The 13,685-nt window shown below is 69.5% G+C and carries 14 protein-coding genes; 7 read left to right on the top strand and 7 right to left on the bottom strand.

Annotated features, from left to right (window positions below):
- Positions 1 to 92 precede the first annotated feature (92 nt).
- Positions 93 to 755 (top strand): ribosome hibernation-promoting factor, HPF/YfiA family, encoded by a 663-nt coding sequence (hpf, locus tag MHY30_RS09120; protein WP_239276570.1) that lies wholly within the window; start codon positions 93 to 95, stop codon positions 753 to 755.
- A 64-nt stretch (positions 756 to 819) separates the two neighbouring features.
- Here the strand turns inward: hpf and MHY30_RS09115 are convergent, their stop codons facing one another.
- Positions 820 to 2,130 carry a hypothetical protein gene (locus MHY30_RS09115; protein ID WP_239276569.1) on the bottom strand — a complete coding sequence of 437 codons (1,311 nt, stop codon included), beginning with the start codon at positions 2,128 to 2,130 and terminating at the stop codon, positions 820 to 822.
- A 181-nt stretch (positions 2,131 to 2,311) separates the two neighbouring features.
- Between MHY30_RS09115 and secA the strand changes: the two genes are divergently transcribed.
- Positions 2,312 to 5,113, top strand: coding sequence for a preprotein translocase subunit SecA (secA, locus tag MHY30_RS09110; RefSeq protein ID WP_239276568.1), 2,802 nt, complete (start codon positions 2,312 to 2,314; stop codon positions 5,111 to 5,113).
- Between the two features lie 112 nt (positions 5,114 to 5,225).
- Positions 5,226 to 6,452, top strand: a complete 1,227-nt coding sequence (locus MHY30_RS09105; protein ID WP_275438260.1) for a pyridoxal phosphate-dependent aminotransferase — start codon at positions 5,226 to 5,228, stop codon at positions 6,450 to 6,452.
- A 5-nt stretch (positions 6,453 to 6,457) separates the two neighbouring features.
- Here the strand turns inward: MHY30_RS09105 and MHY30_RS09100 are convergent, their stop codons facing one another.
- Positions 6,458 to 6,889, bottom strand: coding sequence for an Rv3235 family protein (locus tag MHY30_RS09100; RefSeq protein WP_239276567.1), 432 nt, complete (start codon positions 6,887 to 6,889; stop codon positions 6,458 to 6,460).
- Between the two features lie 126 nt (positions 6,890 to 7,015).
- Positions 7,016 to 7,297, bottom strand: coding sequence for a helix-turn-helix domain-containing protein (locus MHY30_RS09095; RefSeq protein WP_239276566.1), 282 nt, complete (start codon positions 7,295 to 7,297; stop codon positions 7,016 to 7,018).
- A gap of 108 nt (positions 7,298 to 7,405) precedes the next feature.
- On the opposite strand from MHY30_RS09095, the gene MHY30_RS09090 reads away from it, so the two are divergent.
- Positions 7,406 to 8,902, top strand: coding sequence for a sensor histidine kinase (locus tag MHY30_RS09090; protein WP_239276565.1), 1,497 nt, complete (start codon positions 7,406 to 7,408; stop codon positions 8,900 to 8,902).
- A gap of 60 nt (positions 8,903 to 8,962) precedes the next feature.
- Here MHY30_RS09090 and MHY30_RS09085 read toward each other — a convergent pair whose 3' ends face one another.
- The gene (locus MHY30_RS09085; RefSeq protein WP_013583608.1) at positions 8,963 to 9,211 is read right to left on the bottom strand and encodes a WhiB family transcriptional regulator; all 249 of its coding nucleotides are present in this window, start codon (positions 9,209 to 9,211) and stop codon (positions 8,963 to 8,965) included.
- Positions 9,212 to 9,427: 216 nt separating this feature from the next.
- On the opposite strand from MHY30_RS09085, the gene MHY30_RS09080 reads away from it, so the two are divergent.
- Complete coding sequence (locus MHY30_RS09080) at positions 9,428 to 9,808, top strand: histidine kinase (RefSeq protein ID WP_239276564.1); 381 nt, start codon at positions 9,428 to 9,430, stop codon at positions 9,806 to 9,808.
- A 45-nt stretch (positions 9,809 to 9,853) separates the two neighbouring features.
- On the opposite strand, the gene bcp is transcribed toward MHY30_RS09080, so the two are convergent.
- From bcp to aroA, 3 genes are read right to left on the bottom strand one after another with little or no spacing between them, the layout of a single operon-like run.
- Positions 9,854 to 10,327: a thioredoxin-dependent thiol peroxidase gene (gene bcp / locus MHY30_RS09075; RefSeq protein ID WP_239276563.1), complete on the bottom strand. Its 474-nt coding sequence runs from the start codon at positions 10,325 to 10,327 to the stop codon at positions 9,854 to 9,856.
- Positions 10,324 to 11,385 carry a ribosome small subunit-dependent GTPase A gene (rsgA, locus tag MHY30_RS09070; protein ID WP_239276562.1) on the bottom strand — a complete coding sequence of 354 codons (1,062 nt, stop codon included), beginning with the start codon at positions 11,383 to 11,385 and terminating at the stop codon, positions 10,324 to 10,326. The genes bcp and rsgA overlap by 4 nt, the downstream gene beginning before the upstream one ends.
- A gap of 3 nt (positions 11,386 to 11,388) precedes the next feature.
- Positions 11,389 to 12,732 carry a 3-phosphoshikimate 1-carboxyvinyltransferase gene (gene aroA / locus MHY30_RS09065; RefSeq protein WP_239276561.1) on the bottom strand — a complete coding sequence of 448 codons (1,344 nt, stop codon included), beginning with the start codon at positions 12,730 to 12,732 and terminating at the stop codon, positions 11,389 to 11,391.
- A gap of 77 nt (positions 12,733 to 12,809) precedes the next feature.
- Between aroA and MHY30_RS09060 the strand changes: the two genes are divergently transcribed.
- Together MHY30_RS09060 and MHY30_RS09055 are read left to right on the top strand one after the other, a co-directional pair.
- Positions 12,810 to 13,427 (top strand): sigma-70 family RNA polymerase sigma factor, encoded by a 618-nt coding sequence (locus MHY30_RS09060; protein ID WP_239276560.1) that lies wholly within the window; start codon positions 12,810 to 12,812, stop codon positions 13,425 to 13,427.
- Positions 13,424 to 13,666, top strand: a complete 243-nt coding sequence (locus MHY30_RS09055; protein WP_228163216.1) for a zf-HC2 domain-containing protein — start codon at positions 13,424 to 13,426, stop codon at positions 13,664 to 13,666. Before MHY30_RS09060 ends, MHY30_RS09055 begins: the two co-directional genes overlap by 4 nt.
- The last annotated feature ends 19 nt before the right edge of the window (positions 13,667 to 13,685 follow it).

Genomic DNA, 13,685 nt, shown 5'->3' with positions numbered 1-13,685 from the left:
AGGCGGGTGCCGTCCTACTAGCGTGGGGATGACTTAAGGCGACGGCTGTTCCGCCCTTAGACCGGGCGGAACCCGGAACAAGGAGGTCACGGATGGACACCAGCATCGTCGGCGTGGGAGTCGGTATCACCGATCGATTCCGCACGGTGGTCGAAGAGAAGGTCAGCCGGATCGAGCACCTCGCGCCCCGCGCGACCACGCTCGAGGTCAAGGTCACGCACCGCGCCTACCGCAACGGTCGGATGGAGGACGACACCGTCGAGCTCACCCTCGATGGGAAGGGGCCTGTCGTTCGCGCCGAGGCGACCGACACCGACAAGTTCGCCGCCCTCGATCTGGCCGTCGACAAGATCTCGGAGCAGATCCGTCGCGCGAAGCAGAAGCGCGTCGATGCGCGCAACCACCCGCGGGGAGCGAAGTTCGAGAAGGGCACGGGCGAACTCTCCGGCATCGACGTGCAGCCCGCCTCCGTCGACGTGCTGCGGGCGGTCGCCACCGGCGAGGTCCCCGTCGTCGCAGAAGCCGAGTCCGACGAGGACTACTCGCCCGTCGTCATCCGACAGAAGCAGTTCGATGCCGAGTGGATGACGGTCGAGGACGCGGTCGATCGGATGGAGCTGGTCGGCCACGACTTCTTCCTCTTCATCGACGCCCGTTCCGACCACCCGAGTGTGGTGTACCGCCGCAAAGGGTGGGACTACGGCGTCATCGCTCTGGGAACGCAGGCGCCGCCGGAGGCCCGCGTCGCCTCTTGACCGACCCTGACGACAGCGGGGCCCCGTCGAATCGACGGGGCCCCGCTGGTGTTCGTGCGACCGGTCAGCCGTCGAAGATGTCGCCGAGCAGCGAGCCGATGACCAGACCGCCCAGCATGCCGCCGACCATGTTGCCGCCGCCCATGCCGCCGCCGCGACCGTAGCCGCCGCGTCCATAGCCGTTGCCGCCCCAATCGTCGGGACGGGACTGCTCGATGTCTCGCTGAGCCAGCTGGAGGGACTCGGATGCCAGGGCTCCGGCGCGCCGCGCCGTGGCGAGCGTCGTCTCGCGCTGGTCTTCCGCCACGGGTCCGAGGGGGAGGCCCGCCCGGAGCCTCTCGGCTTCGACGAAACGCGTGCGCGCGTCCGCTCCGATCCACCCGCGATGGCCCGTGATGAGGCCGCGCGCGACCGCGAGCTGGCGGTCCGCATCGTCGATCGCGTGGTCGACCTGCTCTTGCGACGGAACCGGGCGTGCGGCGCGCTCGCGCGCGAGGTCGAGGTCGCCGTTGGCTTGACGGAGCGAGGAGAGAGCGCTGAACGGATCGCTTCGCGAGCCCGCGGCGGGAAGCGCGGCGAGTTCGCGTTCCAGTGCGGTCATGGCCTGAAGGACGGCGGGCGTCTGCGGTCCGCGCCGGGCCTCAGCGAGATCGTTGCGGGAGTCGTCGATCACCGCGGCGAGGGTCGACTCGGCGCGGAGGGCCTCGATCTCGAAGGTGTCGACGGCATCCAGGAGCGACTCCGCCCGCCGCACGGCCTCGGTGGATGCCTCGAGGGCGACCGACGCCTGCTCGCGCTGGCCCGCCTCGCGACGCCGCTCGGACACGCCCGCGGTGTGCACGGCGAAGTCGAGAAGCTGTTGGATCTCCTCGGGGTTGCCCGCAACCTGCTGGAGGGCCGACGGGCTGTAGCGCTGCGCGAGGCGCTCGACGACCTCCCGGGCATGCGGCACACGTTCGGCCAGCCGGTCGCGGTCGGCCCGCACGCGGGCGAGCGTCTCGGGGGCGCGTCGGACGGCGTCGATCTTGGGCTGGAGCACGAGAGTGCGCTCCTCGAGAAGGTCTTCGGCCCACTCCGACAGCTGGATGATGCGAGCGTTCCGCGTGCGCAGCTCCTCCTTGGTGTCGGGGATCTCGTCGTGGTTCAGCTGGTGGAGCTGGAACGCCTCCGCCAGATGCACCTTCACCGACGCCAGCGCAGCGGCCAGGTCTTCCGTGGCCTTGTCGCCGAGCTCCGCGCGGGCGAAATCGAGCTCGTCGGAGGTGAGGCGAACCCGTTCGTCGGCGGCGACGATGGCGAGCTCCGCGCGGCGCGCCAGATCGGCATCCGCGGCATCCTGCTCTTCGCGCTTCCTCTTTCCCCAGAAACCGGCCATGGCTCGATCCTAGGCCGGGCGCCCGTACGCGGGCCGGGTGTTCGCTTCAGGCGCGAGGGGTGAAGGCGAATGGCTGCGGACTCGCAGGTCACGAACGGGTAACACGGATAACATGGGCCTGTATGCCTGTGCGCAGGCCGGCGTCCAGGGGGGCGCCGCACCCGACAGATGGAGATGCTTCGTGGCCAATCCGCTCGAGAAACTGCTGCGCGCCGGAGAGGGGCGCATCCTCCGACGATTGCAGGGAGTCGTCAAGGCGACCGGTGCCCTCGAAGAGGACTACGAGCAGCTCACCGACGAAGAGCTGCGTAACGAGACCGTCGAACTGCGAGCCCGGTATGAAGCCGGCGAAACGCTCGACCAGCTCATGCCCGAGGCCTTCGCCGCGGTGCGCGAGGCCGCCAAGCGCACGCTCGGTCAGCGGCCTTACGACGTGCAGATCATGGGTGGCGCGGCTCTGCACCTCGGCAACATCGCCGAGATGAAGACCGGTGAGGGCAAGACGCTGACCGCGGCTCTGCCGGCCTACCTCAACGCGATCGCGGGCAAGGGCGTCCACGTCGTCACGGTCAACGACTTCCTCGCGAGCTACCAGTCCGAGCTCATGGGTCGCGTGTACCGCGCCCTCGGCATGACCACGGGAACCATCGTGTCCGGGCAGACGCCCGAAGTGCGCCGCGAGCAGTACGCCGCCGACATCAGCTACGGCACCAACAACGAGTTCGGCTTCGACTACCTGCGCGACAACATGGCGTGGCGCAAGGAAGACCTCGTGCAGCGCGGTCACTTCTTCGCCATCGTCGACGAGGTCGACTCGATCCTCATCGACGAGGCCCGTACTCCGCTGATCATCTCGGGTCCCGCCTCCGGCGAGGCCAACCGCTGGTTCACCGAGTTCGCGAAGCTCGCGCGCACGCTCGAGCCCGGTGTCGACTACGAGGTCGACGAGAAGAAGCGCACGATCGGTGTGCTCGAGCCCGGTATCGAGAAGGTCGAGGACTACCTCGGCATCGACAACCTGTACGAGTCGGCCAACACCCCGCTCATCTCGTTCCTCAACAACTCGATCAAGGCCATCGCGCTGTTCAAGCGCGACACCGACTACGTCGTGATGAACGACGAGGTCATGATCGTCGACGAGCACACCGGCCGCATCCTCGTGGGGCGCCGCTACAACGAAGGCATCCACCAGGCCATCGAGGCCAAAGAGGGTGTGCCGGTCAAGGCCGAGAACCAGACGCTCGCCACCGTCACCCTCCAGAACTACTTCCGCCTGTACGACAAGCTCTCGGGCATGACGGGTACCGCCGAGACCGAGGCGGCCGAGTTCATGTCGACGTACAAGCTCGGCGTGGTGCCCATCCCGACGAACAAGCCGATGATCCGCAAGGACCAGCCCGACCTCGTCTACAAGAACGAGACGGCCAAGTTCGCGCAGGTGGTGGAAGACATCGCCGAGCGGCACGAGAAGGGCCAGCCGGTCCTCGTCGGCACCACGAGCGTCGAGAAGAGCGAGTACCTCTCGCGGCTGCTGTCGAAGAAGGGCATCCGTCACGAGGTGCTCAACGCCAAGAACCACGCCCGCGAGGCCGAGATCGTCGCCCGTGCCGGGCGCCTGGGTGCCGTCACGGTCGCCACCAACATGGCCGGTCGCGGTACCGACATCATGCTCGGCGGCAACGCCGAGTTCCTGGCCGTGTCCGAGATGAAGGCGAAGGGCCTCGACCCCGTCGAGACGCCCGAAGCGTACGAGGCGGAGTGGGACTCCGTGTACCAGGCCATGCGCGACACCGTCGCCGAGGAGGCCGCGAAGGTCACCGAAGCCGGCGGTCTGTACGTGCTCGGCACCGAGCGTCACGAGTCGCGCCGCATCGACAACCAGCTGCGCGGACGCTCGGGCCGTCAGGGCGACCCCGGGGAGAGCCGCTTCTACCTGTCGCTCACCGACGACCTCATGCGCCTGTTCCAGTCGGGTGCCGCTGAGGCGATCCTCGCGCGCACCAACTTCCCCGACGACGTCGCGATCGAGTCCGGCCTCGTGTCCCGCGCCATCAAGAGCGCGCAGTCCCAGGTCGAAGCCCGCAACGCCGAGATGCGCAAGAACGTCCTGAAGTACGACGACGTCCTCAACCGGCAGCGCGAGGCCATCTACGCCGACCGTCGCCACATGCTCCAGGGCGACGACATCGCCGACCGGGTGCAGCACTTCATCGAGGATGCCATCACGGCGATCATCGACGACCACACCGGCAACGGGCACACCGAGTCGTGGGACTTCGACGCGCTGTGGACCGAGCTGAAGACCCTCTACCCCGTGAGCGTCACCATCGACGAGGTCGTGGCCGAGGCCGGCGGCAACAAGGGACGCATCACCCCCGAGGGGCTCAAGCGCGAGATCATCTCGGACGCGCGGATCGCGTATGAGAACCGCGAGCAGACGCTCGGCGCCCCGGCGTTGCGCGAGCTCGAGCGCCGCGTCGTCCTGCAGGTGCTCGACCGTCGCTGGCGCGAGCACCTGTACGAGATGGACTACCTCAAGGACGGCATCGGCCTGCGGGCCATGGCCCAGCGCGACCCGCTCATCGAGTACCAGCGCGAGGGGTACCAGATGTTCCAGTCGATGATGGGGCAGATCAAGGAAGAGTCGGCCGGCTTCTTGTACAACCTCGAGGTCGAGGTGCGCAAGGGCGAGGGCGAAGACGGTGCCCACGTCGAGGCGAAGGGTCTTGCGCCCGCCGCCGTGGAGTCGCAGCGTCTGGAGTACTCCGCCGCGAACGACGCCGGCGAGGTCGAGGTTCGCAACGAGCGCGGTCAGGTGCAGCAGGCGGCGACGAACCGTCTGCGTCAGGCCGGCGACGCCGCGGCGCCCGCCGCGCAGACGGCGCCGACCGGTCCGCGGGGCGCGTTCGGCCAGCGGACCGAGGTCGCCGAGCCCGTCGCGAACAACCGCGCCGATCGTCGCGCCGCAGGCAAGAAGAAGTAGCTTCGCCCCATGGATGCCGTGCTCCCGCCGCCGCGCGGGGCACGGCATCCGTGCGTCCGGTAAGGCCACGCGTGGTCGATTGGCCGGTTCGACGCGCAGATATCCTGAGGCGATGAGCCCGTTGCGCCCCCTCGATCAGTCGTCGAAGTTGAAGGACGTCCTCTACGAGATCCGCGGGGAGGCCCTCGTCGAGGCCGATCGGCTCGAGGCCGAGGGGCACTCGATCCTGAAGCTCAACACCGGCAACCCGGCGATCTTCGGGTTCGAGGCGCCGCACCAGATCGTGCGCGACATGATCGCGTCGGTGCCGCACGCACACGGCTACAGCGACAGCCGCGGCATCCTGTCGGCCCGGCGCGCGGTCGTCTCACGCTATGAACAGGAGCCGGGGTTCCCGCACGTCGACCCCGATCACGTCTACCTCGGAAACGGCGTCTCCGAGCTGATCACGATGACCATGCAGGCCCTGCTCGACGAGGGCGACGAGGTGCTGATCCCCGCACCCGACTATCCGTTGTGGACGGCCATGACGAGCCTGGGTGGTGGCACGCCCGTGCACTATCTGTGCGACGAGGCGCGCGAGTGGCAGCCCGACCTGGAGGACATCCGGTCCAAGATCACGCCCCGGACCAAGGCGATCGTCGTCATCAACCCCAACAACCCGACGGGGGCGGTGTACTCCCGCGAGGTGCTCGAGGGCATCGCGGCGATCGCACGGGAGCACTCGCTGCTCGTGCTCGCCGACGAGATCTACGACCGGATCGTGTTCGACGACGCGGTGCACATCCCCATGGCCACCGTGGCTCCCGACCTGCTCGTGCTGACCTTCAACGGCCTGTCGAAGACGTACCGTGTCGCGGGCTACCGGTCGGGATGGCTCGTGATCACCGGCCCGAAGGAACACGCCGAAGGGTTCTTGCAGGGCATCAACCTGTTGGCATCCACGCGTCTGTGCCCGAATGTCCCGGCCCAGTTCGCCGTTCAGGCGGCGCTGTCGGGGGTGCAGTCGATCGACGCGCTGATCGCGCCGACCGGCCGTCTGCACGAGCAGCGGGATGCCGCGTGGCAGGGGCTCGAGGCGATCCCGGGCGTCTCGTGCGTGCTGCCGCGGGGTGCCCTCTACGCGTTCCCGCGCTTCGACCCCGAGGTGTACGAGATCCCCGACGATGCCGCGTTCGTGCGCGACTTCCTCGTCGCCGAGCACGTGCTCCTCGTGCAGGGATCGGGGTTCAACTGGCCGGCCACCGACCACGTGCGCATCGTGACGCTCCCCGAGGCCCGGGTGATCTCGGACGCCATCGAGCGGCTGGGCAACTTCCTGGCGTCCTGGCGTCCGTAACGTCGTCACAGCAGCGCGAGCGCGGTCACCCGCCACCGCCCGTCGAGGCCCTCGATACGGAGCGCGATCGCCCGCGTCCGGGTGCGTGCCGAGGCGATCACCGTCGCCTCGATGACGCCGTCGACGGGCGAGAAGAGGTGTACGGACCGGATCTCGTGTACGTCGCGGGGCGCCGGCATCCGTCGCGCACTGCGTGCCCGGGCCGCCAGACCCGCGCGGACCACGACGGCGCGATAGACCTCCTCGGTGGTCCAGCGCGCCAGCTGTTCCGCCTCCCGCACGCCGGCGAACACTTCGAGGACGCCGCGGACCACGTTGCGCGTAAACACCTCGGCGGAGGGGAGCCGCTCCGACGGAGTGCGCTGCGGGGCGAAGAAGGCGTCGGATCGGGCGGCGGCGGAGGCGTGCTCCGACCTGCGGGAGAGGAAAGCGGACATGGGGGGACTTCCGTGTCTCGTGGTGCCGGTGGGACTGTGACACGACGGTAGGACGACGCGGGGCGCCGACGTGAGCACGCCCCGGGTGAGGGCAGTCGTCGCGCGGCGGGTGAAACCCGAGCGGGATCAGTCGGGATGACGGACGTTCCCGCGACCCCACAGCTCGGGGAAGCTCGCCGTCTGCGACTGCTGCCAGAGGGCGACACGTCGCTCGTTTTCCGCCTGATCGTCGAGGTAGTCCTCGACGCTGACGAGATCGACCCGCCACGCGTGATCGCTCGCGATCCGCACACCGCGGATGTGCCCCTCAGCGAGAAGTGCCCGCACGCCCGCACCGTCGATCCCCAGCATTCGGGCGACGGATTCGACGTCCGCGAACCGGTCGCGGGGTGACTGCGCGTCGAGCACGCGATCATTATGTCCCCCGAGTTGCCTATGCGACCGATTCACCCGCGATCTTCACCCGCTCGCGGCGACGGTCCCGAGAGGGCGTCGTGGGCGGCTTAGGGTGAGAGGGTGTCGACACTCAGCGAACTCGTCTACGCCCAGGGCCGCTCCAGCGCGGCCGACGTCGAGTGGCTGCACCGGCTCGCCGGCGACGGTCAGCTGCTGGCCGACCTGGCCTTCGCCGACATCGTGATCTGGGTGCCCACCCCCGACGACTCGTTCGTGGCCGTCGCCCACACCCGACCCGGGGGAGCGGCGACCCTGTTCTACCGCGACATCGTCGGCGACCGCGTGCGTCCCCAGTGGCGGACGCAGGTGCGTGAGGCCTTCCAGAGCGGACGCATCGTCGATTCGGCATCCCCCGACTGGTTCGAAGAGACACCCACGCGCGTCCGCGCGGTCCCGATCGTGCGCGAACTGTCGCGCGAGGGGCACCCCGTGACGACGGTCGGCGTGCTGACGCGCCACACCAATCTCGGGGAGACCCGCACGCCCTCGCGCCAGCAGATCACGTTCAACGACTGCGCCGACGACCTCTTCGGCATGATCGCCTCGGGCGAGTTCCCCGACCTTCAGGCGCCGACCTCGCCGCGACGAGGCGCTCCGCGCGCGTCCGACGGCCTCATCCGCCTCGACGTCGACGGCATCACGACGTTCGCAAGCCCCAACGCGCTCTCGGCGTTCAACCGCATGGGGTTCGACGACGAGCTCGAGGGCGAGTCCCTCGCCGAGGTCACCGAGCGCATCCTGCCCGCCAAGCGTCAGGACGTCGATGAGTCGCTACCCGTGGTCGTCACCGGTCGTGCGCCGTGGCGCGCCGACATCGAGGCGCGCGGGGTGCAGGTGTCGCTGCGGACGATTCCGCTGCGTGACCGGGGCACGCGCATCGGTGCGATCGTCCTGAGTCGCGACGTGACGGAGATCCGCCACCAGGAGCAGGAGCTCATCACCAAGGACGCGACGATCCGCGAGATCCACCACCGCGTCAAGAACAACCTCCAGACCGTGGCATCCCTTCTCCGGATCCAGGCGCGCCGCACGCACTCCGATGAGGCTCGGGATGCCTTGACCCAGGCGATGCGACGCGTGTCCGCGATCGCCGTGGTCCACGACACCCTGTCGGAGGGACTGGCGCAGAACGTGGACTTCGACGACGTGTTCGCGCGCGTGCTCAAGCTCGTCGCCGAGGTCGCCGCCGCGCCGAACACCCGCGCCCGCACACGCAGCACGGGGCGCTTCGGGACGCTTCCGAGCGAGTACGCGACGCCTCTGGCTCTCGCGTTGACCGAGCTGGTGACCAACGCCGTCGAGCACGGTCTGGTGGGGCAGGAGGGAGACGTCGAGATCTCGGCGGAACGCAGCGACGAGACCCTCGAGGTCCGCGTCCGCGATACCGGGGTGGGGCTGCCCGAGGGGCAGGTCGGCCGGGGGCTCGGCACGCAGATCGTGCGGACCCTCATCCAGGGGGAACTCGGCGGCACCATCGACTGGCACACGGTGATGGGCAATGGCACCGAGGTGACCATCGAGATTCCGCTGCGCTACATCGACCGCTCGAACGCCTGACGGCGACCGCAATGACGAAACCCACCCCGAGGGGTGGGTTCCGTGCGGGTGATTCCGCGGTCAGGAGGCGCGGCGGGCGCGCGCGGCGCGGCGCTTGAGAGCGCGGCGCTCGTCTTCCGACAGTCCACCCCAGACACCCGAGTCCTGACCGGACTCGAGGGCGTACTGCAGGCAGACCTCGGTGACCGTGCAGCGCGCGCAGACCGACTTCGCCTTCTCGATCTGGTCGACCGCCGGACCGGTGTTGCCGACGGGGAAGAACAGTTCGGGGTCGACGGTCAGGCAGGCTGCTTTGTCGCGCCAATCCATAGGGGTGCTCCTTGTTGCGGGGAAATTCATTCGTGGCGGGCACCGGGATTCGGGTCCGGTACCCTGGTGGGATACGCGAGCGATCGCTCGCCCCACGTCGCTGTGGGAGCACACGGCTTTTTCCATGCTCCCACAGCGCTTCCGGCCGATCAAGAGGTAACCGGCAGGTTTCCAGGTTGCAACGCCGGGGAAACATGTGTCGGGAAGGACGCGGGTATGCCGGTTCGGCTTCTTGCTGCGCTCGTGGTCGGCCTCGAGGCCGTCGGTGTGCTGGCGCTCGCGGGGTGGCAGGTCGTCGCGCTCGTCGGCGGCGACACGGATTCGGTCGTCAGCTCGATCGCGCTGATCGTCCTCACGGTCATCGGCGCCGTCGCCGTCGCCGCGTTCGCCGTCGCGACGGCCCGTGACGTGTCGGCCGGTCGCTCCGGCGCGATCGTGACGCAACTGCTGATCCTGTCCGTCGCCCTCGGTGCGGTGACGGGGGAGTGGGCGGCGCCCAGCACGGCGCTCCTCATCGCCGCGCCCGCGGTGGTGGGTCTGGTCCTGCTGGTCCTCGCCGTGCGGGCCTCGGCGCCGCGCCGCCGCGACGACGGCTGATCTTCGCGGGCGGGTCGGCGTGCCGGACCGCGCCAGCGTCAGGCCTCAGGCCGCGGTGAGACCCAGGGCCTTGCGCAGGCGCGCCACGTGGCCCGTGGCCTTGACGTTGTACTGCGCCTCGACGATGCGGCCCTCCTCGTCGAGGACGAACGTGGAGCGCAGGACACCGGTCACGGTCTTGCCGTAGTTCTGCTTCTCGCCCCATGCGCCGTAGGCCTCGTGCACCGCGTGGTCGGGGTCGCTCAGCAGGGGGAACGTCAGGCCGTCGCTCTCGCGGAACGCGCGCAGCTTCTCGGGGGTGTCGCGGGAGACACCGAGGACGGTGTACCCCGCGCCCTGCAGCGACGCGAGGCTGTCGCGGAAGTCGCACGCCTGCGTCGTGCAGCCGGGCGTCTGCGCCGCGGGGTAGAAGTACACGATCACGCGGCGACCACGGAAGTCGCTGAGCGAAACGGGGTGCTCGTCCTGGTCGAGCAGGGTGAAATCGGGGGCGGCCTGGCCGGCTTCGAGGATCGTCACCCCTCCAGCCTAGAACGCTGGATCGACTGGAACGTCGTGAGCAGACGCTGCAGGGAGTCCACGCGGGCGATGGCGCCCGGGCCGAGCCGACCGGATTCCACGGCCTCGATGATGGCGCAATCGGGGGCGTCGGGAAGGTGTGTGCATCCCCGCGGGCATTCCTCGGCGACCTCGGCGAGGTCCGTGAAGGCGGCGAGGACGTTCGCGGGGTCGACGTGCCCGAGTCCGAAGGACCGCACGCCGGGGGTGTCGATGACCCAGCCCGAACCGGCCGGACCGCGATAGCGGAGGGAGACCGCCGACGACGAGGTGTGGCGTCCTCGGCCGGTCACCTCGTTGACGTGTCCCGTCGCGCGCTCCGATCCGGTCAGGGCGTTCACCAGCGTCGACTTGCCGACACCCGAGTGCCCCACGAACACCGTCGAGTGACCCGCCAGAGCCTCGCCGATCCGGTCCAGGGGCATCTCGTCTCTGCCGCTGGTGAAGACGCGCAGGTCGACACCGTCGAAATGCGACAGGAACTCCGCGGGGTCTGCCAGGTCGGTCTTGGTCACGACGAGCAGCGGACGGATGCCGGCATCCAGGGCGGCGACGAGGTAACGGTCGACCAGCCTCTCGCGCGGCTCGGGATCGGCCGCGGCGACCACGATGAGCATCTGATCGGCGTTGGCCACGATGACCCGCTCGACCTGGTCGGTGTCATCGGCGCTGCGGCGGAGCAGCGATGTGCGCTCCTCGATGCCGACGATGCGCCCGAGCGTTCCCTCGGCGCCGGACAGATCTCCGACCACGCGCGCCCGATCACCGTTGACGATGGGCTGCTTGCGCAGTTCGCGCGCCCGCGTGGCGAGCACGCGGCGTTCGTCCGGCCCGTCCTCGTCGACGAGCACGGTGTAGCGTCCGCGGTCGACCCCCAGGACGCGGGCGATCCGCGCGTCGGCATGCGCGGGGCGGCGCTTGGTCCGCGGCCGGTTCGCTTTCGGGTTGGGGCGTACCCGGACGGACGACTCGTCGAACTCGAGGTCGTCGTCGTCGGCTGCGTCGTCGAGCCAGCTCACGCGTCAGTCCGCGGCATCCGAGCCCAGCATCCGCTCCCAGAGGGCGGCGAATTGCGGCAGGGTCTTGGCCGTCGTGCCGATGTCGTCGATGACGACGCCCGGGACACGCAGACCGATCAGAGCCCCGGTCGTGGCCATGCGGTGGTCGTGATGCGCCTTCCACCCGCCACCGCGCAGCGGTGCCGGGACGATGCGGATCCCGTCCTCGAGTTCGTGAGCCTCCCCGCCGATGCCCCGGAGGTTGCCTACCAGTGCCGCGATGCGGTCCGTCTCGTGCCCGCGGATGTGACCGATGCCGTGGAGGGTCGTCGGGCCGTCCGCGAACGCGGCGAGACCGAAGATCGTCGGCGCCAGCTCTCCCGCGGCGGACAGGTCGAGCTCCGCGCCCACGATCGCGTCGCCCGCGGCGACGGTGAGAGTGCCGTGGCGACGGTGCACGTGCGCACCCATCTCGGCCAGGATCTCGGGGAGGAGCGCCCCGGGCTGGGTGCTGTGCGCCGGCCAGCCGGTGACCGACACGGATCCGCCGGTCACCATGGCGGCGGCCAGGAACGGGGCGGCATTGGAGAGATCGGGCTCGATCGCCACGTCCTTCGCGCGCACGGGTCCGGCGGGGACGACCCATTCTCCGGGGGCGGGACGCTCGACGTGCACGCTCCGATGGGCCAGGGCCTCGACGGTCATGTCGATGTGAGGGATGCTCGGCAGACGGGCGCCCACGTGGCGCAAGTGCAGCCCGACGTCGAAACGGGCGGCGGCCAGCAGCAACCCCGAGACGAACTGGCTGGACTGGCTCGCATCGATCTCGACTTCGCCGCCGCGGACGTGCCCGTGTCCGCGCACGGTGAACGGCAGCGTCCAACTGCCGCCGTCGTCGATGTCGACCCCGACGTCGCGCAGGGCCGAGACCATCGCACCCATCGGGCGGTGCAGGGCGCTCTCGTGCGCGGTGACGAAGACATCGCCGCGCGCGAGACCCGCGACGGGGCTGACGAAGCGCATGACCGTACCGGCCTGGCCGCAGTCGACCGTCACGCCGCCCCCGAACGCCGCCGGCGGAGTCACCCGCAGGTCGGGGCCGAAGGGAGAGCCCTCGTCGATCTCGTCGATGCCGACGCCCAGAGCGCGCAGGGCGTCGATCATGCGCGCCGAGTCGTCCGAGTGAAGGGGAGCGTGCAGCACCCCCGGTCCGTCGGCGAGGGCCGCGAGCACGAGTTCGCGGTTGGTCAGCGACTTCGACCCCGGCACGGTGACCGTGGCATCCACGGGTTCGGTCGCGACGGGCGCGACCCATTCGCCGCGCGGCGCGGCGGTCGGGGAAAGGGGGGAATACCCGTGGGCGCTCATCGGTTCCTACCCTACTGAAAGGGGGACGACACGTGACCGCACTTCTCGAGCGCACGGTTCCGCGAGGGGCCGATCTCATGCCCGACGTAGACTTGCGCCTGATGGACGACACGGCAGATGCGACGGAGCCTCGCGCGCAGTTCGAAGAGCAGGCGCTGCCCTTCATGGACCAGCTCTACGCGGCGGCGATGCGCATGACGCGCAACCCCGCCGATGCGGCCGACCTCGTGCAGGAGACCTTCGTGAAGGCATTCGGCTCGTGGTCGACCTTCACGCAGGGGACCAAGCTCAAGGCGTGGCTGTACCGCATCCTGACCAACACGTACATCAACACGTACCGCAAGAAGCAGCGCGAGCCGTACCAGAGCGCCATCGACGATCTCGAGGACTGGCAACTCGGCGGGGCCGAGTCGACCACGGCCACGAGTGCCCGCTCGGCCGAGGCCGAAGCGATCGACCGCATGCCCGCATCCGTCGTCAAGGACGCGCTGCAGTCGATCCCCGAGGATTTCCGGATGGCGGTGTACCTCGCCGACGTCGAGGGCTTCGCCTACCAGGAGATCGCCGACATCATGAAGACCCCGATCGGCACGGTCATGAGCCGCCTGCACCGCGGCCGGCGGCTGCTGCGTGACCTGCTGACGGACTACGCGAAGGAGCGCGGCATCCAGGCCGCGACGGGAGTGAAGAAATGAGCGACTGCGGCTGCGACAAGGCGCGACGCGACCTCGAGGAGTACCTCCGCAACGAGGTGTGCAAGACCGAGGCGAGCGATATCCGCGAGCATCTCGAGAACTGCCCCGGATGCCAGGACGAAGCGCTCGTAGCGCGCACCCTCACCGAGGTCGTGGCGCGGGCGTGCAAGGAGACCGCGCCGGACGAACTGCGCGACCAGGTGCTCGCGCGTCTGCGTTCCATCCAGGCGACGCACTGACCCATCGGGGCGCCGGGTC

The sequence above is a fragment of the Microbacterium sp. ACRRU genome (assembly GCF_022346945.1).
Classification (GTDB): domain Bacteria; phylum Actinomycetota; class Actinomycetes; order Actinomycetales; family Microbacteriaceae; genus Microbacterium; species Microbacterium mcarthurae.
This window is presented reverse-complemented; position numbering and strand designations above follow the sequence as displayed.